Here is a 22,519-nt window from a genome sequence, read left to right as displayed (position 1 = left end):
TTCCGTAGTTTTTGTCGTCTGTTCGGTCGGGTGTGGTGATGTGATTGTCGTACAGCAGGCAGTCACGTTTGGTCGTAACTGACAAATACAGCAGGTCGGCGAACCCCGGTTAGACTTACCTGTCGATATCCGCACAACCCGGCCCGTCGTTACTCAAGGAAGCCCCATGTATTCAAGCCGCCTGATCCTGTGCCTCACCACGTTGCTGGTGCTGGCCGGTTGCTCCACCCCACGCGGCCCGCAGCAGCCTGAGCGCAGCGAGGCTGAGGTGAAGGCGCAGATTGTGCGGCTGTTACCGGCTACGGTGGCGGACCGCAACGGCTGGGCCACAGACATCTACACCGCCTTCGATACCCAGAAAATCTACCCCAGCAGCGAAAATATCTGCGCCGTGCTGGCGGTGACCGAGCAAGAGTCCACCTACCAGGTAGACCCGCCGGTGCCGAATATGGGCAAGATCGCCCAGGATGAAATCCTGCGCCGCGCCGGCAAGGTCCATGTGCCGGCCTTTGTGGTGCGCACCACGCTGCAATTGCGTTCGCCCACCGGCAAGACCTACGCCGAGCGCCTCAGTGCCGCACGCACAGAGAGGGACTTGAGCGGCATTTTTGACGATTTCATCAGCATGGTGCCCTTGGGTAATAGCTTGTTCGGAGGCTTCAACCCGGTGCACACCGCCGGCCCCATGCAGGTCAGCATCGACTTTGCGCAGCAACACGCCCGCGATTATCCCTACACCGTGGATGGCACCATTCGCCGGGAAGTCTTCACCCGTCGCGGCGGTATGTACTTCGGCATTACGCATCTGCTGGGTTACCCGGTGAGCTACGACCAGCCGTTGTACCGCTTTGCCGATTTCAACGCAGGCTGGTATGCCAGCCGCAATGCCGCGTTCCAGGCCGCTGTCAGCCGAGTCAGCGGCACCGAGCTGGCGCTGGATGGGGATCTGATTCGTTATGGCTCACTGCTGCCCGGCACCACCGAGTTGGCGGTGCGTTCCCTGGGCGCGAAGCTGGATATGCGCAACCCCAGCATCCGCAGCCAGCTGGAAAAAGGTGAGCAGTTCGATTTCGAGGAAACCACCCTCTACAAGCGCGTCTTTGCCCTGGCCGACAAGGCCGCCGGCAAGCCGGTGCCGCGCGCGATTTTGCCGGGCATCGTGCTCAAGAGTCCGAAGATCACCCGCAACCTCACCACGGCGTGGTTTGCCAAGCGTGTGGATGAGCGCTATCAGCGATGCATGAAGCGCTAGCTGATTGTTGATCATTGGCTTGGCTGATCTTGATGGCGGTCTTGGGGATGCTGGGTTACACCTCATGCTTTGGCCAAGGAAGAACTCGCCATGATCACTCACGCTGTGCCCGAGGGCTTTGTCTCGCTGCCTCGCAGCAGCCCGTTGCTCGACCTGTTAGGTCCGGCGTATTGCCGGGGTGAAGGGTTGCAACTGGAAATCGGCCTGCGTGCCGACAACCGCCACGCCAATGGGCGCGGCACGGTGCACGGTGGGGTGTTGGCGACCCTGGCGGATGTCGGCATGGGTTATGCGATGGCGTTTTCCAGCGAACCGCCGTTACCGTTGATAACCGCGAGTATGACGCTGGACTACCTGGGTGCCGTGCAAGTGGGGGAGTGGATTGTGGTGCGCCTGGAGCACCACAAGCGTGGCCGGCAGATGGCGTTTGCCACCGTGAGCCTGCAAGTGGGGGACAAGGTGGTGGCACGGGCGAATGCGGTGTTTGCGGTGCCTCATACCGAAGGATAACCGCGGCCAACTGTGGGAGCAGGCAAACCAGCTCCCACATGAGTATTGTGTTTTTTCAGGAAAACCGGGCAAAGAAAAGGCCCGATTTTTCGTGGAATCGAGCCTTTTCTCATGTTGCTCTTGTCGACAGGGGCTGCTGCGCAGCCCAACGGGAGCAAGCTCCCTCGCCACAATTAGCCTGTTGCTCTTTAGATCAACTGCGCTCGAGGGCCAGGGCTACGCCTTGGCCGCCGCCGATGCACAGGGTGGCCAGGCCTTTCTTCGCGTCACGCTTGATCATTTCATGCAACAGGGTCACCAGCACGCGGCAGCCTGAGGCGCCGATCGGGTGGCCGATGGCGATGGCGCCGCCATTGACGTTGACCTTGTTCGCGTCCCATTCCAGCTCTTTGCCCACTGCCAAAGATTGCGCGGCGAAGGCTTCGTTGGCTTCGATCAGGTCCAGCTCGCCCAGGCTCCAACCGGCTTTATCCAGGCAGCGGCGGGTAGCCGAGACCGGGCCGATGCCCATGATCGCAGGGTCGACACCGGCGTTGGCGTAGCTGGCGATACGCGCCAATACAGGCAAACCGAGAGCCTTGGCCTTGTCAGCGCTCATCAGCAGCACAGCGGCGGCGCCATCGTTGAGGCTGGAGGCGTTGCCGGCGGTGACGCTGCCGTCTTTCTTGAACGCGGGCTTGAGCTTGGCCAATGACTCGGCAGTGGTGCCGGCGCGCGGTTGTTCATCCACGGCGAAGGCCACCGGGTCGCCTTTGCGCTGCGGGATCAGGACCGGGGTGATCTCATCGACAAACCGGCCGGCTTCGATAGCGGCGGCGGCTTTCTGTTGGGAGGCTGCAGCGAAGGCGTCCTGGGCTTCACGGCTGATGCCGTACTTGTCCACCAGGTTCTCGGCGGTGATGCCCATGTGGTAGTCGTTGAACGCATCCCACAGGCCGTCGGTGATCATGCTGTCGAGCATCTTGGCGTGGCCCATGCGCAAGCCGGTGCGCGCAGCGGGCAAGACGTACGGCGCCAGGCTCATGTTCTCCATGCCGCCGGCGATGATCACATCAGCGTCACCACAACGGATGGCTTGAGCGCCCAGGTGCAGGGCTTTGAGGCCCGAGCCGCAGACCTTGTTCAGGGTCAAAGCCGGCACGGCGTGGGGCAGGCCAGCCAGAATCGAGGCCTGGCGCGCCGGGTTCTGGCCGCTGCCTGCGGTCAGTACCTGGCCGAGGATCACTTCATCGACCTGAGCCGGGTCCAGGCCGGTCTGCTCCAGCAGGCGACGGATCACCGCCGCGCCCAACTCCGGTGCCGGAATGCTGGCCAGCGCTCCTTGAAAGCTGCCCACGGCGGTGCGGGTGGCAGCAACAATCACGACGTCTTGCATGGAATCTGTCCTCACTGGAAGTGCATTTCTGGAACGTGGTCCGGGACGATCAGTTTACCGGCGGTCTTGCTCACAATCTCTTCAACGCTGACGCCAGGTGCGCGTTCCTTGAGGACAAAAGCGCCATTTTCGATTTCCAGGTACGCAAGGTCTGTCAGCACGCGCTTGATGCACTTGGCGCCGGTCAGCGGCAGGCTGCATTGGCTGAGCAATTTGGACTCACCGTCCTTGGACGCGTGGGTCATGATCACGATGATGTTTTCCGCACCGGCCACCAGGTCCATGGCGCCGCCCATGCCCTTGACCAGCTTGCCGGGGATCATCCACGACGCGATGTTGCCCTGCACGTCCACTTCAAATGCACCGAGCACGGTGAGGTCGACATGCCCGCCGCGAATCATCGCGAAGGATTCCGCAGAGGAGAAGATCGAGGCGCCGATGCGTGCGGTCACGGTTTGTTTGCCGGCATTGATCATGTCGGCATCGATGGTCTCTTCGGTCGGAAACGGGCCCATGCCGAGCAGGCCGTTTTCCGATTGGAGCATGACTTCCATGCCTTCGGGAATGTAGTTGGCCACCAGGGTGGGGATGCCGATGCCGAGGTTGACGTAGAAACCGTCCTGCATTTCGCGGGCGACGCGTTGAGCCATTTGTTCGCGGGTAAGAGCCATGTGTTGTCTCCTTATTATTTGGGCTGGCGGATTATTTGCGGACGGTGCGCTGTTCGATGCGCTTCTCGAAGGTGCCGCAAATGACTCGGTCGACGTAGATGCCTGGGGTGTGGATCTGCGCCGGGTCCAGCTCGCCCGGTTCGACGATTTCTTCAACTTCGACCACGGTGATCTTGCCCGCAGTAGCCGCCAGCGGGTTGAAGTTCTGCGCGGTATGGCGGTAGATGACGTTGCCGAAGTGGTCGGCTTTCCAACCTTTGACAATGGCGAAGTCGCCGGTGATGGACTCTTCCATCAGGTAAGGGCGACCGTTGAATTCGCGGGTTTCCTTGCCTTCGGCGACCGGGGTGCCGACGCCGGTGGCGGTGAAGAAGGCCGGGATGCCGGCGCCGCCTGCACGCATTTTTTCCGCCAGGGTGCCTTGGGGCGTGAGCACCACTTCGATTTCGCCGCTGAGCAGTTGCTTCTCGAACAGGGCGTTTTCACCGACGTAGGAGGCGATCACTTTGCTGATCTGCTTTTCTTCCAGCAATACGCCCAGGCCAAACCCGTCGACGCCGCAGTTGTTGGAAACCACGGTCAGGTCGCGGGTGCCTTTGCGCTTGATCTCGGCGATGAGGTTTTCTGGAATGCCGCACAGGCCAAAGCCACCGGAGAGCACGGTCATACCGTCTTCCAGGCCTGCCAGTGCTTCTTCATAGGACGCCACGCGTTTATCGAAACCTGCCATATGCACCTCTTTTATTGTTTGTGGGCCAGCCAATGAACTGAGTGTTGCGCCGACGGATTGATTTGTTAAGTTGTTTTTTAAGGTTGATTGATTTAGAAAACAGCATAGTTCAATCCGCACCCGGAGCAGCCTCATGACCGTCAAACAGATGCGTGCCTTTCTCGCCGTGGCCCAAAGCCTGAGTTTTGCCGCTGCCTGCGAGCGTCTGCACCTTTCCCAGTCGGCGCTGAGCCTGACCATCAAGGGCCTGGAAGAGGGCCTGGGTGGCCGCCTGTTCAGCCGTAATACCCGCAACGTCGCGCTGACGCCCGAGGGTGAATCGCTGCTGCCGCTGGCACGTCGGTTGATTGCCGATTGGGACAATGCCGAAGATGAACTGCGCCAGCGTTTCACCCTGCAACGTGGTCGCGTCACGGTGGCGGCGATGCCGTCGTTTGCGGGCAACCTGCTGCCACCGATCCTGAAAATATTCCGCGCGCGTTACCCGCAGGTGAATGTGACGGTGCACGACCTGATCAATGAACAGGTGCTGGAGATGGTCCGCGATCGCCAAGTGGAGCTGGGCGTGGCGTTCGAGCCATCTGAAGGCTCGTCCCTGGCCTTCACGCCTTTATACCTGGACCGGTTTATTGCGGTGGTGCCCGGTGATTCGCCCCTGGCGCAATGTACCGAAGTCGACTGGAAAACCCTGTTGGAACACCCCTTCATCACGCTGCAACGGCCTTCGACGGTGCGAGTGATGCTGGAGGAGCACTTGGGGGCCTTGCGGATGAAATTGCCGGTGGCCTTGGAAAGTCATCAATTGGCTACCGTGGGCAAGATGGTTGCCAGTGGCCTGGGGGTCAGCGCCGTGCCTGCATTGTGCGCACGTCAGATGGAGGAGGCGGGCGCCCATTGCATCACCTTGAGCGATCCGGTGATCGAGCGGCCGATTGGCGTGCTGACCAAACCTGGGCATGAGTTGTCGGCTGCGGCGCAGGTGTTGTTTGATATTTTTCGCGATGAAGCGGCAAAAGGGCGCTTTCCAACTTTTTGAGCGTGCCACCAAACAAACGTGGGAGCTGGCTTGCCTGCGATAGCTATTTAACATTCAACAACAGTGTTGGCAGTTAAACCGTTATCGCAAACAGACCAGCTCCCACAATGGGCAAGTTGTACTTAGTAGTAACGGTCGATCACTTTAACTTGCGAGTTGTCTTTGAAAGACGCCCAGGCACTGTTAAGTGTGTGGAATACTTGCTCGATAAAATTGCGATCGGCTGCCGCTTTCTTGCCAACATAACCCTGGCCGCGGCGGTACATCCTCAGGCGCGCCGCCAGTTCGCGGTTGTTGCGGTCGAACTCGGCTTCTTCGGTATGGGGCGCCAGGCAGTCAATTTTGACTTCGCCCGATTTGCCAACCCAAAGGATATGGTCGTCGAGTTTGTCTTTCTGCGCTGCGAACATCTCAGCCAATTCATCGATCGTTGGTTGGTTGTTCAGATTCATAATGTAAGCCCCTTGACCAGTTGGCGATCTATCAGTTGATTCCGTTAAAACTGTTTAGTTGTCTCCGGTTGCGAAAACCGGGCGTCAGTGACGGTCTGCCGAATACGGGCAGGGTCTTGAACCTGATGCATGTAGTCTTGCTGATGAATGGCTACGCAATGGTTTCATCACGAAGACAAGCAGCGTTTGAGCTCCTTGTACCAACCCTTGCGGGCCGGTCAGCTTCATCAATCTGCCTTGTGGGCAGTGCACATCCGGAAAAAACAGCTCGGCGGTCAGACGAGCTTGCTCAAAACGCGTGTTACCAACGCTCCCGATCCGGGAGACGTCTCGATAATGCAAGGACAAAAAGGTTACGTCAACGGTTATGTAGTGATTATTTTCAGGCACTACATAAATTGCTGTGGGGACGGGAGAATGCGGGAAAACGTGACTTGGGCGTCATTTTTTGTGCGGTGGGTCGAGGTGGGCAGCTAGCCAATACAGCACGCAAACCCTGTGGGAGCTGGCTTGCCTGCGATAGCGGTGTGTCAGCCAAAGAGTTGTTGACTGATACACCGCTATCGCAGGCAAGCCAGCTCCCACAGTTGGTTTTTCAGTGGCTTTGCTAACTCAGTCGTTCGGCCAGCAGAGGCAACAACCGTTCGCATGACGCCTCGATCTTCACCTGCAACAGCTCATCCCCACGGGTCTTGCCCAGGTTGATGGCTATCACCGGCTTGCCTTGCTCCACCATCGCCTTGCACAGGCGAAATGCGGAATAGGCCATCAGCGAAGAACCCACCACCAGCAGCCCTTCGGCATGCTCAACGGCGGCCATGGCCCTGGCTGCCGTCGCCGGTGCCACGTTCTCGCCAAAAAATACAACGTCTGGCTTCAAGCGCTCGCCATTGCAATGGGGACAGCGCGGCACCTGGAAGCGTTCTTCAAACGTCGGATCGAGCAGGGTGTCACCGTCAGGCGCCTGCACCGCGTGGACCTGGGTCAGGTAAGGATTGTCGATTTCCATCTGCCGCTGAATCACGTCGCGGGTACTGCGCTGCTGGCAGTCCAGGCAGAGCACACGATGCAGGCTGCCATGCAGTTCGATCACATCATGGCTGCCGGCCTGATCATGCAGGGTGTCGACGTTTTGCGTGATCAGCCCGCTGATACGCTCGCGTTGCTGCAGCGTGGCCAGTGCCAGATGAGCCTGGTTCGGCTGCGCAATACGCACCCGTGGCCAACCCAGCATGGCGCGTGCCCAATAGCGGCGGCGCGCTTGCGCGGTGGCGAGAAATTCCTGGTACATCATCGGCGCCTTGCCACGGCGCACGCCTTCGCTGTCGCGATAGTCCGGGATGCCCGATGACGTGCTGATACCTGCACCGGTCAAGACCAAAAAGCGCCGTTCAGCCATGGCCCGGTACAGGGTGTCGAGGTGATTTTCTTGATGGTCCAGCGTATCGAGCATGGGTTCCCCTATTCGCCGCGAATGTACTGCTCCAGCTGTTTGATCAGGTCGGCCTGTTCGGCAATGGCCTCTTTTACCAAGTCACCAATGGACAGCAGGCCCAGCAGTTTGCCGTCTTCGACCACGGGTAGGTGGCGCAGGTGACTGTCGGTCATGATGTTCATGCATTCTTCGACACTTTTATGGGTATCAACGGTGATCACAGGGGAACTCATCACCTCATCCACCCGGGTTTTGACCGACGACAGGCCCTTGAGGATGAGTTTGCGTGCGTAATCGCGTTCGCTGATGATCCCGACAACGGCACCCTCCTTGACCACCGGCAAGGCTCCGACGTTTTTCTCTGACATCCGCACCAGCGCCTCAAACACCGTGTGATCCCATTGGATGGTATGCACGTCCTGATTCTTCTGGTCCTTGGCTTTGAGCACTTGTGCAACGGTTTTCATGGCGGCCACTCCGGTGTTGTTGTTAGGAAGTCAGCGAGTCCCTTACAGAATCCTAGACGGGCTACAGCGCTGCAAGGCCCAAAGCGGCGTTAAACCCGTCGAAAAACGTCATTCACTGGTTTATTTCGCGTTTTAGCCGGCACTTTTCGGTTTTTTCGCCCGCTTTGGAGCGCCTGTCGTCTTGCGCGGTGCGGCCTTGCGTTTGTTTTTCCACGGTGTGGCGCCTCGGCCCACCGGGCTGGCCGGACCGGTGATGGTCATGCGCATGCCATTGCAGCGTGCCACTTGTTTGCTCATCCAGGCCGCCTGCTTGGCGACGAATTCTTCCAGGCTCATCTCTCCGCTTTGCACCATGTCCAGTGCCTGCTCCCAGATCGCAGTGGTGCCTGGGTCGGCAATCGCCCGCGGCACCGCGTCGATCAGGCTGAACGCCGCCGGAGTGGCCGACAGTGCCTTGCCGTTTTTGACCAGATAACCCCGGTCGAGCAAACCCTGGATAATCCCGGCGCGGGTGGCTTCGGTGCCGATGCCGGTGGTGTCCTTGAGCTTTTGCTTGAGCAGCGGGTCTTGCACCAGTTTGGCGACGTTTTTCATCGCTTTGATCAGGTCACCCTCGGTGAAGGGCTTGGGCGGCTGGGTCCACAGGTCCTTGAGGTTGACCTTGGCCACGGCATAATCCTGGCCTTGCACCAAGGCCGGCAAGGCCTGCGGTGCGGGGGCTTCGCGGCCTTTGGCGGGCGCGAGAGCCTCGGGCAGGGCGCGCTTCCAGCCCGGCTCGATGATGACTTTACCTACCGCCCGCAAGGCTTGGCCTGCGCAGTCGAAATCCGCCTGGGTGCGATCGTATTCATGGTTGGGCAGGAACTGCGCCAGGTAACGTGCGCGAATCAGCGTGTAGACCGCACGGTGCTTGCCGGCCAGTTGCGCGACATCCTTACCGGCACCCGTAGGAATGATGCCGTGGTGCGCGCTGACCTTGGCGTCGTTCCAGGCCCGCGAACGGCGTTGCGGGTCGATATGCGCCATCAGTTCGTTCACCGCCGCATCCGCGCGGGCCAGCGCGGCCAAGATCTTCGGCGCATCACCGTGTTGGCTGAGCGGCAGGTAGCCGCAATCACTGCGAGGGTAGGTGATGACTTTGTGGGTTTCGTAGAGGGACTGTGCGATGTCCAGGGTTTCCTGGGCGCCGAGGCCGAGCTTTTTGGAACAGATTTCCTGCAATGTGCCGAGGTCGAAGGGCAGGGGCGCCACCTCGCGCACGCGCTCGGTACGCAGCTTGACCAGCCTGGCGCTGGCGGCGTGGGTCATCGCATCGGCGGCATCGCGAGCCAGTTGCGGGTTAAGACAGCGGCCTTGATCGTCGCAGGCATCCTCAGCGGCGCGCCATTGAGCCGTGAAGGTCATGGGGCCGTGGCGCAGGTCGACATCAATGGCCCAGTAAGCCACCGGCACAAAGTCGGCGATGCTGCGGTCGCGGTCCACCACCAGGCGCAATGTCGGGGTTTGCACGCGGCCCACCGGCAATACGCCTTGATAGCCGGATTGACGCCCTAGCAGGGTAAACAGGCGACTCATGTTCATGCCGATCAGCCAGTCGGCGCGCGAGCGGCCAAGGGCCGAGTGGTACAGGCTGAAGGTTTCGGCGCCGGGTTTGAGGGCCGCCAAGGCCTTGCGGATGGAAGCTTCATCCAGCGCCGATAACCATAAGCGCTGGATCGGCCCGCGATAGCGACAATGCTCCACCAGCTCACGGGCGATCATTTCGCCTTCGCGGTCGGCGTCGGTGGCGATCACCAGTTCCTGGGCTTCGCCGAGCAAACGCTTGACGGCCTTGAACTGGCTGGCGGTCTTGGGCTTGACCAGCATCTTCCATTTTTCCGGCACGATCGGCAGGTCGGCCAGCACCCAGCGCTTGTATTTGGCGTCGTAGGCGTCGGGCGGGGCGGTTTCCAGCAGGTGGCCGATGCACCAGGTGACTGTGACCCCATTACCCAGCCAGCAGCCGTCGCCACGCCGGCTGGCGCCGAGCACGGCCGCGATATCCTTGGCCTGGGAGGGTTTTTCACAGAGGTACAGCCGCATGGTCATCACATCAAATCGGGTCGATGCCTTGCAGGATGCTCAGTCAAAGGCAATTGAGCAATCATTATCTGTATGGATGTACAGCTTTAAGTTTCAAGCTGCAAGCTGCAAGTAGAAGCCGATCAGCTTTTACTTGGCGCTTGCAGCTTGCAGCTGGCTCAATTGTTATTGATGTCTACGTCCTTGGTTTCTTTCAGGCAGAACAACCCCACAATCAAACTCACCCCGGTCACCACCACCGGGTACCACAGGCCGTAGAAGATATCGCCGGTGTACACCACCAAGGCAAACGACACGGTCGGCAGGAACCCGCCAAACCAGCCGTTACCGATGTGGTAGGGCAGGGACATCGAGGTGTAGCGGATACGCGTCGGGAACAGTTCCACCATCAGCGCCGCCAGCGGGCCGTAGCACATGGCGGCGATCAGGATCAGCACCACGATCAGCACCACCACCATCACCTTGTTGACCTGCGCCACATCCGCCGAAGTCGGGTAGCCGGCCAGGGTCACCGCGCCGCGCAGGGCCGCTTCGTCGTAACCGTCGATGCGCACATCACCCACGCTCACCTGCACCGGGCTGCCGGCTGGCGCGGCGGCGCTGCTGTAAGGCAGGCCCTGTTTGACCAGGAAGGTCTTGACCTTGTCGCACGGGCTGTCAAAACGCGCCTTGCCTACCGGGTCGAACTGGAAGGTGCAGGTAGCCGGGTCGGCCAATACGGTGATCGGCGCCTGGTGGCTGGCCTGGTCCATCGCCGGGTTGGTGTAATGCGCCAGCCCTTTGAAGATCGGGAAGTACAGCGCGGTGGCCAGCAGCAGGCCGAGCATCAGCACCGGTTTGCGCCCAACCTTGTCCGACAACCAGCCAAACAGGATGAAGAACGGTGCGCCGATTACCACGCTGATGATCAGCAGCATATTGGCCAGGGCCGGGTCCATCTTCAGGAACTGCGTGAGGAAGAACAGCACGTAGAACTGCGCGGCGTAAAAGGTCACTGCCTGCCCGCCGTTGATGCTGAACAGCGCAATCAGCACCACCTTGAGGTTTTCCCATTTGCCGAAGGATTCGCGGATCGGCGACTTGCTCGCCTTGCCTTCCTCTTTCATTTTCAGGAATGCCGGCGACTCATGCAGGCTCATGCGGATCCAGGTGGAAATGCCCAGCAGCACAATGGAGAACAGGAACGGAATGCGCCAGCCCCACACTTCGAACTGGTCGCCGGTGAAGTAACGGCAAGCCAGCACCACCAGCAGCGACAGCAGCAGGCCCAAGGTGGCGGTGGATTGAATCCAGCTGGTGTGCAGGCCGCGTTTGCCGGCCGGTGCGTGCTCGGCCACATAGGTGGCTGCGCCGCCATATTCGCCGCCCAACGCCAGGCCTTGCAGCATGCGCAGCACGATCAGAATGATCGGCGCCGCAATGCCGATGCTGGCATAGGTCGGCAACAGCCCGACACAGAAGGTCGCCACGCCCATGAGGATGATGGTGACCAAAAACGTGTACTTGCGCCCGATCATGTCGCCCAGGCGGCCGAACACCAACGCGCCGAACGGCCGCACCACAAAGCCTGCGGCAAAGGCCATCAAGGCAAAGATAAACGCCGTGGTGTCATTCACCCCGGCAAAGAATTGCTTGCTGATCACCGCCGCCAGGGCGCCGTAGAGGAAAAAGTCGTACCACTCGAACACCGTCCCTAAAGACGAGGCGAAGATGACTTTCCTTGATTCGCTGCCGGTGCTCGCCTTGACGGCCGAGCCCAGGGGTTGAGCATGTTCTGACATCGGGTATCCCTCACAGTGATTATTTATTGTTGTTCCACTGTCGGCGCCGGGTGCGGCGCCGCTATTCAGATTGCATGAAGCGTTTCTCTCTGCGGGGCGAGACTCCTTGTGTTCGGCGAAAGCATCAGCTGCGCTGCTTTTTCCGCAATCATCAGTGTAGGTGAGCAAGTGTTGCCGGATGTAATGCGTGGCATCACCGAGGCATCGGCAATGCGCAGGCCTGGCACACCATGCACGCGCAGTTGGGCATCGACCACTGCATCGTTGTCATCGCCCATGCGGCAAGTGCCCACCGGGTGGAAAATCGTCGTGCCGATGCGTGCAGCGGCTTCATGCAGCTGTTCTTCGGTTTGCAGCGCGTCGCCCGGCAGGTATTCCACCGGCTTGAACTGGCTCAGGGCCGGTGCGGCGACAATGCGACGAGTCAGGCGAATCGCATCGGCGGCTACGCGCAAATCTTCGGGATGGCTGAGGTAGTTGGGCCGTATCAGGGGGGCGTCCGCAGGGTTGGCCGAGCGAATATCAATGCGGCCACGGCTTTGCGGGCGCAGGTCGCAGACCGAGGCGGTAAATGCCGGGAACGCATGCAACGGTTCGCCAAAGCGTTCCAGGGACAATGGCTGCACATGGTATTCAAGGTTGGCTGATGTCTGTTCCGGGCCGGAGCGGGCGAAGGCGCCGAGCTGGCTGGGCGCCATCGACAATGGGCCGCTGCGGTCATACAGGTAGCGCAGGCCCATGCCCATTTTGCCCAACAGGGTGCCGGCGATCTGGTTCAAGGTGCGTGCGTTTTCCAGCTTGTAGATCAGCCGCAGTTGCAGGTGGTCCTGCAGGTTGCCACCGACACCCGGCAGTTCATGCAGCACGTTGATGCCCAATGGCTTGAGCACATGGGATGGGCCAATCCCTGAGCGTTGCAGGATACCCGGCGAGCCGACGGAGCCGGCGCACAGGACGATTTCCTTGCGTGCTTTCCAGCTTGATTGCTGGCCATGCTGGCGCCCGACCACGGCCGCAGCGCGGCCGTTTTCCAGCACCACGCGATCGACTTCCACTTCGGTCAGCACGGTGAGGTTGGGGCGCTGGCGGATCGGCTTGAGAAACGCCTTGGCCGCGTTCCAGCGCACCCCGGCCTTCTGGTTGACCTGGAAGTAGCCGCAGCCTTCATTGTCGCCCTGGTTGAAATCGCTGATCGGCGCGATGCCACTTTGCGCCGCCGCATTGCGAAAGGCATCGAGGATCGGCCAGTGCAGGCGCTGTTGCTCCACGCGCCATTCACCGCCGTCGCTGTGAAACTCCGAACCGCCGGCAAAATGGTTTTCGCTCTGTTTGAACAGCGGCAGCACGTCTTTCCAGGCCCAGCCGGGGTTGCCTGCGGCGGCCCAGCCGTCGTAATCCTGGGCTTGGCCACGCATATAGATCATGCCGTTGATGGACGAGCAACCGCCCAGCACCTTGCCGCGTGGGTAACTCAGCGCACGGCCTTGCAGGCCTTCCTGGGCTTCGGTCTTGAAGCACCAGTCGGTGCGCGGGTTGCCGATGCAGAACAGGTAGCCGACGGGGATGTGGATCCAGGGGTAATTGTCGCGGCCACCGGCTTCGAGCAGCAGCACGCGGTGGGCGGGGTTGGCGGACAATCGATTAGCCAGCAGGCAGCCTGCGGGGCCGGCGCCTACGACGATGTAATCGTATTCAGCAGTTGCAATGGGCATCTGAGGTCTCGCTTGTTTTTCTTATTGGCCCCATCCTAGTTGTTAGTTTTCGTCTTAAAAATGTTAGTTTTTACCCAGCTGCTGTGCGTTTTTAAACAGCGCGGCTCAGGCTCTCGCATTGGAGGCGACATGTTCGACTGGAATGACCTGCGGTTTTTTCTTGAGCTGCAACGCAGTGGCCGACTGCTCACCGCTGCGCAGCGCCTGAAAACCACGCACGCCACCGTGGCCCGGCATATCGAGGCCATCGAGAAGAGCCTTGGCACCGCGCTGTTCGTGCAGCATGCCCAAGGCTACGAACTGACGCCTTCCGGAGAAGCGCTGCTCAAGCACGCCGAAGCCATGGAAAACGTTGCGTTGCTGGCCGAAGACGAACTCACCCATTCCGCTGCGCCGCTGGGCAAGATTCGCCTCGGCGTGGCCGAGGGGTTGGGCGTGATGTTCCTCGCCAGCCGCATGGGCGGGCTGTTCGAGCGTTATCCGGGGCTGGAAGTGGAGCTGGTGGCGGTGCCGCGCTTTGTGAGCATTCTCAACCGTGAAGCGGAAATCAGCATCCACCTTGAGCGCCCCAGCGTCGACCAACTCGTCACGCGCAAACTCACCGACTACCGCTTGGCGCTCTACGCCAGCCCTGCCTACCTTGCGCGCAACCCGCTGATCGAAAAGCGTGAAGACCTCGCCGCCCATGCCTGGATTGATTACGTGGATGACCTGCTGTTCAGCCAGGAACTCAAGTTCCTCAGCAGCTTTTGCCGCAACCCCAAGGTGGTGTTTCACAGCACCAGCGTGATTGCTCAACACCAGGCGGCGCGTTCGGGGTTGGGGATTGCAGTGTTGCCGTGCTTCATGGCCGCCGGCGACCCGGACCTGGTGCCATTGCTGCCGGCAGAAAGCATCCAGCGAAGCTACTGGATCAGCTCGCGCCGAGAGCTGCACAAGTCGGTGCGGTTGCGGGTGTTGTGGGATTATGTGGTGGAGTTGTGCGCGCGGGAGCAAGGGTTGCTGCTCGGCGAAACCCACTGAAGAAACCGGATAAAAATGTGGGAGCTGGCTTGCCTGCGATTGCGGTGTGTCATTCAACCAACACGTTGACTGACAGGGACTCATCGCAGGCAAGCCAGCTCCCACATTGGGTTTGTGTTGTGTCAGTGAGTTGTTAGAGCTTCACCACCTGATGCACCTGCTCAGCACACGCTTGCGCCTCGTCGATCAGCTTGCCGAACGCATCACTGGCGATTTCCGTATGAGTCAGCCAATGCTTCTTCTGGCTCAGGCGATAGTGATACTGCAGCCCGTTATCCATAAGCTTGCCGTCCAGATCCAGGTCATACCAGGGCGAACGCACCTGGCAGCCGGGGATGGCTTTCTCCATCTGCCCACCGGTCAGTGTCAAGGTGAAGTCGACAGTTTCGGGGTTACCCAAGTACAGGTCGCCCTGTTGGCCTTGGCGGCGGTAGTTGACGAAGCCGTCCCAGCGGTCTTTCAACGATTGGTCGGTATAGACATAGCCGTCCGCCAGTTTTTCCAAGGCGCGTTGATCGTTCATCTGAACGGTGATGGTGTAGCCGTCGTGAACCAAAAAGGTGGTGGGTTGGCGGGTGACTTTACAATCGCTGATGCCATTGCCGAAATTTGCGCAGATGTCCTGATCAGTGGCGGTGCTGCCTTGCTGGCGATCAGCGACGCTCAGTTGCATCAGCGGCATGCGGCTAAAAGCGATGGTGGCCTGAGTCGCTCCGTTACCCTGCTTGTCGTAATGCACCTGTTTGTTCATGTGCTTGGTGATTTCGGGACGTTCCAGCGGGATATGCTCCTCACGGACCTGGCCAGCAGCGTCGTTGACCAGCACCCAGCGGTCCTGGATGTCGGGCAGGGTCTGGCCTGGGGCGAACACCGGGTTGGTCGGGTCGAGCCACCAGACTTGCCCGTCGACTTCGGCGCGCACGATGGCGTGGTTCGGTGCGCTGGTACCGGGGATCAGCAGCGATTCTGCCACTTCCCCACGGTTGACCCACGCCGTTTCGGCCTGGATGCCACTGGCCTTGAGCATGGCGGCCAACAGGATCGCCAGGTCTTTACAATCGCCGTAGCCGTGCTGCTCGATTTCGTCCAGATTGAATGGCACATAACCGCGCTCGGTAGCGCGCCAGTCGCCCAGGTAGCGGTAGTGCTCGTTGATGTGTTGCATCAACGCGCCGACTTGTTCCGCGGGTGGCAGGCTGCGAGCGGCGGCGACGGCTGCGGCACTTTGTGTGGGCAGGCTGGCGTTGAGAATCTGGTTGTAGCGCAGGGCAAGAGCACCGAAATACGCTTGGCGTTCAAGGGAACTGCCCACTTCGATACGCGGATTTTTGCGTGTTGCAGCGTTGGTAGCTTCATTGATGTAGTTGAGGTAAGTCGGTTTCTTTTGCACCAGGTCCAACGTTTTGCCATCGGCTGAGCGTGTCACATTGAAACCATCGAAATTTTCGCTGCGCCACTGAATCGGCTTCTCGGCGGTAAAGCGTGCCTTGAATTGGTCGCGACGGTCTCCGTTCGGGCCGAACGTAAGGGCATAGTGAAACTGGGTTATTAACGGTTTGGCGGCACGATGCTCGCGCACGGTATAGCGAATCTGTGTGCCGACACGCAGGCTCGGGAAGGCCAGTGAGGTCTGTTTATAGCGGTTGAAACCTTGGTCCGGGTTAGGCGCTGTGCGGCTGTCGATCTGCGTGGCGTCCAGGTTGACCGGCTTGGCGCCCGGTTGGGTAGATTGCGCGCTGAGCACTTCAAGCGTGTCACCTTCGGCGTAATCCAAGTCGATTCGCGAGAGCATTTCGCGGCCACTGGGCTTGAGAATGGTGTAGTGATAGGTAACGGTGCAATCGATGCTGTTGTCACGATTGAAGTGACAGTGCTGCGTGGTATCGCTGGCCAAGGGGGCTTCGGCCATGGGCTGTAACGCGGCGGATGCGCAATGGGTCACCAGCACCAGAGTGATGGCAGTCAAAGGGCGGTGAAACTTGAAGAGGTACATACGCGGCCTGGCTGGAAACAACTACCCAACGGGGTAGCAAGAAAACGCTGGGCGTCATGCGCCCTAACGACGAAAGATGCAGTCGCATTAGAAGGTAATGTGCTGGTAGTCGCCGTGCTGTAGGACAGCTCCTGATTTCGTTATCGAATGTGCAGTTCAAATGTCGTTATGGGGCGCTTTGCGTATGCGCCCCAGGTTTGCCGGGAGATAGAGAGAGTTGGTGTTTACGGGGGGTTAGAGCTTCACCACCTGATGCACCTGCTCAGCACACGCACGCGCCTCGTCGATCATCTTGCCAAACGCCTCGCTGGAAACTTCAGCGTGGGTCAGCCAGCGTATTTTCTGGCTCAGGCGATAGTGATACTGCAGGCCGTTATCCATAAGCTTGCCGTCCAGATCCAGGTCATACCACGGCGAGCGCACCTGGCAGCCGGGGATGGCTTTTTCCATCTGCCCACCGGTCAGCGTGAAGCGGTAGTCGTAGGTTTCCGGGTTGCCCAGGTAAAGGTCGGCTTGTTGGTCATGGCGGCGGTAGTTGATGAAGCCATCCCAGCGGCCTTTGAGTGACTCGTCGGTGTAGATGTAGTTGTTCGCGAGCTTTTCCAGCGCGCGTTGGTCGTTCATGCTGGCGTTGACGGTGTAGCCGTCGTGCACCACGAAGGCGGTGGGTGGGCGGGTGATTGTGCAGTCGCTGATTTCGTTGCCGAAGTTGCCGCAGATGTTCTGGTCGGTGGCGGTGGTGCCTTGTTGGCGGTCGGCGACGCTCATTTGCATCAGCGGCAGGCGGCTGAAGGTGATGGTGGCCTGGGTGGCGCCATTACCTTGCTTGTCGAAGTGCACTTTTTTGTCCAGCCGCAGGGTGATTTCCGGGCGTTCCAGCGGGATCTGTTCTTCGCGTACCTGGCCCTGAGCATCATTGACCAGCACCCAGCGGTCCTGAATGTCGGGCATGGTCTGGCCGGGGGCGAACACCGGGTTGGTCGGGTCGAGCCACCAGACCTGGCCATCGACTTCGGCACGCACGATGGCGTGGTTCGCCGCGTTGGTGCCAGGGATCAGCAATGAGAACGCCACATCGCCACGGCTGACCCAGGCGGTCTCGGCCTTGATGCCGCTGGCCTTGAGCATCGCGGTCAGCAGGATCGCCAGGTCTTTGCAGTCGCCATAACCATGCTGCTCGATTTCCGCCAGGTTGAACGGCACATAACCGCGTTCGGTAGCGCGCCAGTCGCCCAGGTAGCGGTAGTGGTCGTTGATGTGCTGCATCAGCGCTTCGACCTGTTGTGCCGGCGCCAGGTTGCGTGCGGCGGCTACGGCAGCGGCCGCTTGCGCCGGCAGGTTGGCACCGAGGATCTGGTTGTAACGCTGGGCAAAATCACCGAAATACGCCTGGCGGTCCAGGGCGCTGCCCACTTCCAGGCGCGGGATGCGTTGCAGCGCGGCGCTGGAGGATTCGTTGATGTAATTGAGATAGGTCGGCTTTTTTTGCACCACGTCCAGGGTCTTGCCGTTGGCGGATGCCGTTACTTTGAAACCGTCGAACAACTCACTGCGCCACTGGATCGGACGTTCGGCGGTAAAGCGCACCTTCACGTGGTCGCGCCGGAATGCGCTTGGGCCAAACATGATTGCGTAGTGAAACTGGGTCACCAGCGGTTTGGCGGCGCGACGTTCGCGCACGGTGTAGCGAATTTGCGTGCCTACGCGCAGGTTCGGGAAGGCCAGGGAGGTTTGTTTGTCACGGCTGAAGCCCTGGTCCGGGTTGGGCGCGGTGCGTGTGTCGATTTGCGCGGCGTCCAGCGCGACCGGCTTGGCGCCCGGCTGGGTGGATTGCGCGCTGATCACTTCAAAGGTGTCGCCTTCGGAGTAATCGAAGTCGATGCGCGAGAGCATTTCGCGGCCGCTGGGCTTGAGGATGGTGTAGTGCTGGGTGGTGGTGCAGTCGGTGCTGGCGTCGCGGTTGAAGTGGCAGTGCAGCTCGGTGTCGCTGGCCAGCGGCGCTTCGGCCATGGGTTGCAGGGCGGCACTGACACCGTGGGAAACCAGCCCCAGGCTCAGGGCAAGCAAGGGGCGTTGAAACGAAAAACGGTACAAACGGTACAAACGGTACAAACGGTACAAACGGTACAAACGGTACATGGGCGCCTCGGGTGACACAGTGGAACAACTACCCGACGGGTAGTAAGAAGGCGCCGGATGATAATAGGTCGCAACAACAAAAGCCAGGATTGTCTGACAATTAATGTGTCTGAAAGGCCCGTGCTAGAGCCTTTTGTTTGATTTTGTGTCAGGGTTTTAGCAGTTCAAATTCGGCGCTGCCGAGCCTTTCGCCGTTCACCAGTACATGCACCCAATGCTTGCCCGCGTAATGCTTGCGCGTGGTCAACTCGCGGATATGTTGTTCGCGGCGAATGGCGTGATGTTCGCCTGCACCCAGGGTAAAGGCCTTGAGCTTGAACACTTTCTGCGCGCTATGGCCGGCACTTTTTACGTAGTCGATGGCGTAGTCGACCACCAGCTTCTGCGCAGTGGCGCCAGTGGATTCCAGGCTGAACGACAGGTTGATCCGCTCGCCCAGTTTGATCACCGCCGGTGTGACTTTCAGATGGTGAATGTTGACCTCGGCCCTGGCGCCGGCGCCCATGATCGTCAGTGCGCGGGTATTGCCTTGCTTGATCAGGCTGCGCAAGGCGTGCCGGGCGATCCAGGCGGTGTGCGGGTTGTCCAGGTTCCAGCCTTCGATCAGGCTGAGCACCCAGTCCGGGTGGTCCTTGGTGATGTCGTTGAGGTGGTTGGCCACCGACTTGCGCACATACAGGCTGCTGTCGGCCTGGAGGTTATCCAGGATCGAGGCGCACAGCTGTGGGTTGGCTTGCACCTTCGCCAAGCGAAAAGACCAGGGCAGGCGAGGGCGCGAGCCTTCACTGGCAAGGCGCCGCACATGGTCGTTGGCGTCCAGCGACCACTGCTGCATCACGGCCAGGGTGCGCTCGAAGTCGTTCAACAAGAACGGGCGAATGGCGAACTCGGCCGAGCCAAACACGGTGAAGTATTTGAGCGCGGCCATGGAGCGCTTGAAGTCGTTCAGGCCGTAACTGGCCACGTAGTGCGACAGGAACAGGCACACAAATGCACTGTTCAAGCGTGGGGCCAGCGCATACAGCAGCTTGAGGGTGTGCGCGTAATCCAGTGGGATTACCGCATGCAGGCTCTCACTGACCCGCGCCATGCGCTGCATCACCGACAACTCGGCCAGCCCGGCTTTGGCGTGTTTTAGAAAGCCTTTGGCGTCAAACGCCGGGTACACCGCCGTCATTTCACTGGCGATGTGTTGCAGGCGTTCGACGTTGAAGATTTCCTTGAGGGCCGGGGCGCTTTGGTCGGTCATCGGTGATTCCAGGGTTAGAGAAACCAGCGGTATTCCCGCGCGTTGATCTCTTGTTGAAAGGCCAGGTGGTCCTGGCGTTTGTTTTCGCAGTACACGTCGATAAATTCGGCGCCCAGCTTATCGCGCAATACCGCTTGATGCTGCATGGCGCGCACGGCGTCGAGCATTTCCAGGGGGAAGTCGGCGCCGCTGTTACGGTCCTCGTTCAGCGGCGCGATGGGTTCATGCCCGGCTTCCAGGCCATGCTCCAAGCCTGCCAGGATCGCTGCCAGCACCAGGTACGGGTTGGCATCGGCGCTGGCCAGGCGGTGTTCGATGCGCAGGTTGCGCGGGTCGGATTCGGGAATGCGCACGCAGGCGTCACGGTCTTCAAAGCCCCAGCTGGCGCGAGTGGCGGCGTTCACGGTGCCACCCAAGCGGCGGAAGGCGTTGTGGTTGGGCGAGAAGATCGGCATGCAGTGCGGCAGCAAGTCCAGGCAACCGGCCACCGCGTGGCGCAGCGGTTGCTGCTGATGCGCCGCGAGTAAATTATTGCCCGCGCCGTCATACAGGCTGACATGCACATGCATGCCGCTGCCGGGAAATTGCAGGTAAGGCTTGGCCATAAAGCTGGCGCGGTAGCCGTGCTTGAGTGCCACGCCACGGGTGCTGCGGCAGAACAGCGCGGCCCAGTCGGCGGCGCGCAGGCCGTCGTCGCAGTGGCCGAAGTTGATCTCGAACTGGCCAGGGCCGAGTTCGGCGGTGATCACCGTGATGTCGATGCCCTGGGCCTGGGCGGTTTGCGCCATGTCGTCGAGCACTTCACTGAAGCGCAACAGCCGCTCGATATGCAGGTTGGGCTGGTCGTCAGCGTCACCACTCAAGGGGTCGCGGGCAAATTGCGGCAGGCCGTCGTCGAGTTTTTTATCGAACAGGTAAAACTCCAGCTCAAACGCCACTACCGGGTGAATGCCCTTGTGCTGCAGGCGTTCCAGCACCTTGGCCAGCACTTCACGTGGTTCGAATTCAATCGGCGCTTCGGTGCCATCCGAGGTAATCAGCATCTGCCCCAGCGGCTGCGCTTCCCAGCTCACCGGCTTGAGCGTGCCTGGCACCAGGCGGCGGTTGGCATCCGGGTCGCCGTCGTGAAAGCAATAATCACCGATCTTGAACAGCCCGCCCTGAGCGCCCAGCAGCACGGCGTTTTGCGGCAGCTTCAGCGGGCTGCCGGCGGCGACTTTTTCAAGCATCTCCACCGGATAGCGCTTGCCGTAGAAATGCCCCGGAATGTCCAGGGCGATCAGGTCGACGTAACGCACCTCGGGGTGGTTCTGGCGAAAGGTCCGTACTTCGGCCAGCAACGTGGAGGATTGGCTTTTCACGGGTGTTGCTCCTAGTTGTAAACCCACAGTACGCGGGCGGGCAGATCAGTCAGGTTGGCGTAGCGGCAATGGGCAAAACTGGCCAGGTGGAAGCTGTCGCCGGGGCCGAGGGTGACCGGGTCAGTCTCATCTTCAACCCACAGCGTCAACTCGCCCTCCAGCACAAAACCGGCCTGCTCGGCGCGGTCGCTCATGGTTTGCTCGCCACTGTTGGCACCGGGCGCCAACAGGCTGTCGAGCATCGAAAACGCGCCATGCATGCTGGGCGACACCAGAATGTCGGTGATGCCATTGGCGTAATACACCGTGCGCCGCTCGTTGGGGCGGGTGACCCAATCCACCGCCTTGGGTTTGGGCAGGCTATAGAAATAGGTGGTGGGCACATCGAGGGCGTGACTGATGGCGGTGAGATCGGCCACGGTAGGGCGCGACAGGCCGCGTTCGACCTGGGACAAGAAACCCACCGAACGCTCGATTTTTTGCGCGAGTTGGGCGAGGGTGAGTTTCTTGTGCTTGCGCAGGTCGTGGATGAGGACGGCCAGTGCTTCGAGTTCTTGTTGGTGATTCATGAAATTAATGTCGATAAATTTCATGAAAAATTACAGGATTTATTTCACGAAGGCAATGGATGTGGCACAGCTTTTGTGGCGAGGGAGTGGCGACGCAGTGGGAGTTTGATTGGCCCAGACCCGTGGCGGATGGTGTTTCATGAGGACACCCGCTGCCTAAGCTTTTGTGGCGAGGGAGCTTGCTCCCGCTGGGCAGCGAAGCGGCCCCACTCGATCCACCGCGTTGGTTCAGGTGTTGCTCGGCCAGCCTTTTTGGGGCTGCTGCGCAGCCCAGCGGGAGCAAGCTCCCTCGCCACAGGAGTGGCGACGCAGTGGGAGTTTGATTGGCCCAGACCCGTGGCGGATGGTGTTTCATGAGGACACCCGCTGCCTAAGCTTTTGTGGCGAGGGAGCTTGCTCCCGCTGGGCTGCGAAGCGGCCCCACTCGATCCACCGCGTTGGTTCAGGTGTTACTCGGCCAGCCTTTTTGGGGCTGCTGCGCAGCCCAGCGGGAGCAAGCTCCCTCGCCACAGGAGTGGCGACGCCGTGGGAGTCTGATTGGCCCAGACCCGTGGCGGATGGTGGTTCATGAGGACACCCGCTGCCTAAGCTTTTGTGGCGAGGGAGCTTGCTCCCGCTGGGCAGCGAAGCGGCCCCAATCGATCCACCGCGTTGGTTCAGGTGTTACTCGGCCAGCTTTTTT

At 60.3% G+C, this 22,519-nt stretch carries 18 protein-coding genes; 4 read left to right on the top strand and 14 right to left on the bottom strand.

Going from position 1 to position 22,519, the window contains the following annotated elements; translation table 11 throughout:
• Window positions 1–166: 166 nt before the first annotated feature.
• Together QF043_RS18365 and QF043_RS18360 are read left to right on the top strand one after the other, a co-directional pair.
• Entirely contained in the window at window positions 167–1,252 is a 1,086-nt protein-coding gene (locus QF043_RS18365; protein ID WP_307419670.1) for a DUF1615 domain-containing protein, read from the top strand.
• Window positions 1,253–1,342: 90 nt separating this feature from the next.
• Window positions 1,343–1,762: a PaaI family thioesterase gene (locus QF043_RS18360; RefSeq protein ID WP_236369727.1), complete on the top strand. Its 420-nt coding sequence runs from the start codon at window positions 1,343–1,345 to the stop codon at window positions 1,760–1,762.
• Window positions 1,763–1,955: 193 nt separating this feature from the next.
• On the opposite strand, the gene QF043_RS18355 is transcribed toward QF043_RS18360, so the two are convergent.
• From QF043_RS18355 to QF043_RS18345, 3 genes are read right to left on the bottom strand one after another with little or no spacing between them, the layout of a single operon-like run.
• Window positions 1,956–3,137, bottom strand: a complete 1,182-nt coding sequence (locus QF043_RS18355) for an acetyl-CoA C-acetyltransferase (RefSeq protein ID WP_305459069.1) — start codon at window positions 3,135–3,137, stop codon at window positions 1,956–1,958.
• An 11-nt stretch (window positions 3,138–3,148) separates the two neighbouring features.
• Window positions 3,149–3,808: a CoA transferase subunit B gene (locus QF043_RS18350; protein WP_017135011.1), complete on the bottom strand. Its 660-nt coding sequence runs from the start codon at window positions 3,806–3,808 to the stop codon at window positions 3,149–3,151.
• Between the two features lie 31 nt (window positions 3,809–3,839).
• Entirely contained in the window at window positions 3,840–4,538 is a 699-nt protein-coding gene (locus QF043_RS18345) for a CoA transferase subunit A (RefSeq protein WP_058420641.1), read from the bottom strand.
• A gap of 133 nt (window positions 4,539–4,671) precedes the next feature.
• Here QF043_RS18345 and QF043_RS18340 point away from each other — a divergent pair, with 133 nt between their 5' ends.
• The gene (locus QF043_RS18340; protein WP_056860408.1) at window positions 4,672–5,574 is read left to right on the top strand and encodes a LysR family transcriptional regulator; all 903 of its coding nucleotides are present in this window, start codon (window positions 4,672–4,674) and stop codon (window positions 5,572–5,574) included.
• Window positions 5,575–5,696: 122 nt separating this feature from the next.
• Here QF043_RS18340 and QF043_RS18335 read toward each other — a convergent pair whose 3' ends face one another.
• The 6 genes from QF043_RS18335 to QF043_RS18310 all read right to left on the bottom strand — a co-directional run bounded on the left by QF043_RS18335 (window position 5,697) and on the right by QF043_RS18310 (window position 13,503).
• A complete protein-coding gene (locus tag QF043_RS18335; protein WP_307419669.1) occupies window positions 5,697–6,026 on the bottom strand; it encodes a hypothetical protein in 330 nt (109 codons plus the stop codon).
• Between the two features lie 607 nt (window positions 6,027–6,633).
• Entirely contained in the window at window positions 6,634–7,479 is an 846-nt protein-coding gene (locus QF043_RS18330) for an NAD-dependent protein deacetylase (protein WP_307419668.1), read from the bottom strand.
• 8 nt (window positions 7,480–7,487) lie between these two features.
• The gene (locus tag QF043_RS18325; RefSeq protein WP_069787309.1) at window positions 7,488–7,928 is read right to left on the bottom strand and encodes a CBS domain-containing protein; all 441 of its coding nucleotides are present in this window, start codon (window positions 7,926–7,928) and stop codon (window positions 7,488–7,490) included.
• A 132-nt stretch (window positions 7,929–8,060) separates the two neighbouring features.
• Window positions 8,061–10,010, bottom strand: a complete 1,950-nt coding sequence (locus QF043_RS18320) for a DNA topoisomerase III (RefSeq protein WP_307419667.1) — start codon at window positions 10,008–10,010, stop codon at window positions 8,061–8,063.
• A gap of 158 nt (window positions 10,011–10,168) precedes the next feature.
• On the bottom strand, window positions 10,169–11,791 hold the full coding sequence (locus tag QF043_RS18315; RefSeq protein WP_138815512.1) for an MFS transporter: 1,623 nt from the start codon (window positions 11,789–11,791) through the stop codon (window positions 10,169–10,171).
• A 65-nt stretch (window positions 11,792–11,856) separates the two neighbouring features.
• A complete protein-coding gene (locus tag QF043_RS18310; protein WP_307419665.1) occupies window positions 11,857–13,503 on the bottom strand; it encodes a GMC family oxidoreductase in 1,647 nt (548 codons plus the stop codon).
• A gap of 129 nt (window positions 13,504–13,632) precedes the next feature.
• Between QF043_RS18310 and QF043_RS18305 the strand changes: the two genes are divergently transcribed.
• Window positions 13,633–14,526, top strand: coding sequence for a LysR family transcriptional regulator (locus tag QF043_RS18305; protein WP_307419664.1), 894 nt, complete (start codon window positions 13,633–13,635; stop codon window positions 14,524–14,526).
• Window positions 14,527–14,659: 133 nt separating this feature from the next.
• On the opposite strand, the gene QF043_RS18300 is transcribed toward QF043_RS18305, so the two are convergent.
• From QF043_RS18300 to QF043_RS18280, 5 genes are all read right to left on the bottom strand, one after another.
• Window positions 14,660–16,519, bottom strand: coding sequence for a DUF3857 domain-containing transglutaminase family protein (locus QF043_RS18300; protein ID WP_307419663.1), 1,860 nt, complete (start codon window positions 16,517–16,519; stop codon window positions 14,660–14,662).
• Window positions 16,520–16,753: 234 nt separating this feature from the next.
• Window positions 16,754–18,613, bottom strand: coding sequence for a DUF3857 domain-containing transglutaminase family protein (locus QF043_RS18295; RefSeq protein WP_307421439.1), 1,860 nt, complete (start codon window positions 18,611–18,613; stop codon window positions 16,754–16,756).
• Window positions 18,614–18,806: 193 nt separating this feature from the next.
• Window positions 18,807–19,907 (bottom strand): DNA alkylation repair protein, encoded by a 1,101-nt coding sequence (locus QF043_RS18290; protein ID WP_307419662.1) that lies wholly within the window; start codon window positions 19,905–19,907, stop codon window positions 18,807–18,809.
• A 14-nt stretch (window positions 19,908–19,921) separates the two neighbouring features.
• The gene (locus QF043_RS18285; protein WP_307419661.1) at window positions 19,922–21,268 is read right to left on the bottom strand and encodes a glutamine synthetase family protein; all 1,347 of its coding nucleotides are present in this window, start codon (window positions 21,266–21,268) and stop codon (window positions 19,922–19,924) included.
• An 11-nt stretch (window positions 21,269–21,279) separates the two neighbouring features.
• On the bottom strand, window positions 21,280–21,837 hold the full coding sequence (locus QF043_RS18280; protein WP_307419660.1) for a helix-turn-helix domain-containing protein: 558 nt from the start codon (window positions 21,835–21,837) through the stop codon (window positions 21,280–21,282).
• Window positions 21,838–22,519 lie beyond the last annotated feature (682 nt).

This window comes from Pseudomonas sp. W3I7, assembly GCF_030816095.1.
Classification (GTDB): Bacteria; Pseudomonadota; Gammaproteobacteria; order Pseudomonadales; family Pseudomonadaceae; genus Aquipseudomonas; species Aquipseudomonas salomonii.
Note: the sequence above shows the minus strand (reverse complement) of the source record. Positions and strands in the feature narration are given on the sequence as shown.

Bases quoted from the DNA above. Each gene is read 5' to 3' on its own strand.
- QF043_RS18365 (WP_307419670.1), top strand. From the start codon at position 167: ATGTATTCAAGCCGCCTGATCCTGTGCCTCACCACGTTGCTGGTGCTG.
- QF043_RS18360 (WP_236369727.1), top strand. From the start codon at position 1,343: ATGATCACTCACGCTGTGCCCGAGGGCTTTGTCTCGCTGCCTCGCAGC.
- QF043_RS18355 (WP_305459069.1), bottom strand. From the start codon at position 3,137: ATGCAAGACGTCGTGATTGTTGCTGCCACCCGCACCGCCGTGGGCAGC.
- QF043_RS18350 (WP_017135011.1), bottom strand. From the start codon at position 3,808: ATGGCTCTTACCCGCGAACAAATGGCTCAACGCGTCGCCCGCGAAATG.
- QF043_RS18345 (WP_058420641.1), bottom strand. From the start codon at position 4,538: ATGGCAGGTTTCGATAAACGCGTGGCGTCCTATGAAGAAGCACTGGCA.
- QF043_RS18340 (WP_056860408.1), top strand. From the start codon at position 4,672: ATGACCGTCAAACAGATGCGTGCCTTTCTCGCCGTGGCCCAAAGCCTG.
- QF043_RS18335 (WP_307419669.1), bottom strand. From the start codon at position 6,026: ATGAATCTGAACAACCAACCAACGATCGATGAATTGGCTGAGATGTTC.
- QF043_RS18330 (WP_307419668.1), bottom strand. From the start codon at position 7,479: ATGCTCGATACGCTGGACCATCAAGAAAATCACCTCGACACCCTGTAC.
- QF043_RS18325 (WP_069787309.1), bottom strand. From the start codon at position 7,928: ATGAAAACCGTTGCACAAGTGCTCAAAGCCAAGGACCAGAAGAATCAG.
- QF043_RS18320 (WP_307419667.1), bottom strand. From the start codon at position 10,010: ATGCGGCTGTACCTCTGTGAAAAACCCTCCCAGGCCAAGGATATCGCG.
- QF043_RS18315 (WP_138815512.1), bottom strand. From the start codon at position 11,791: ATGTCAGAACATGCTCAACCCCTGGGCTCGGCCGTCAAGGCGAGCACC.
- QF043_RS18310 (WP_307419665.1), bottom strand. From the start codon at position 13,503: ATGCCCATTGCAACTGCTGAATACGATTACATCGTCGTAGGCGCCGGC.
- QF043_RS18305 (WP_307419664.1), top strand. From the start codon at position 13,633: ATGTTCGACTGGAATGACCTGCGGTTTTTTCTTGAGCTGCAACGCAGT.
- QF043_RS18300 (WP_307419663.1), bottom strand. From the start codon at position 16,519: ATGTACCTCTTCAAGTTTCACCGCCCTTTGACTGCCATCACTCTGGTG.
- QF043_RS18290 (WP_307419662.1), bottom strand. From the start codon at position 19,907: ATGACCGACCAAAGCGCCCCGGCCCTCAAGGAAATCTTCAACGTCGAA.
- QF043_RS18280 (WP_307419660.1), bottom strand. From the start codon at position 21,837: ATGAATCACCAACAAGAACTCGAAGCACTGGCCGTCCTCATCCACGAC.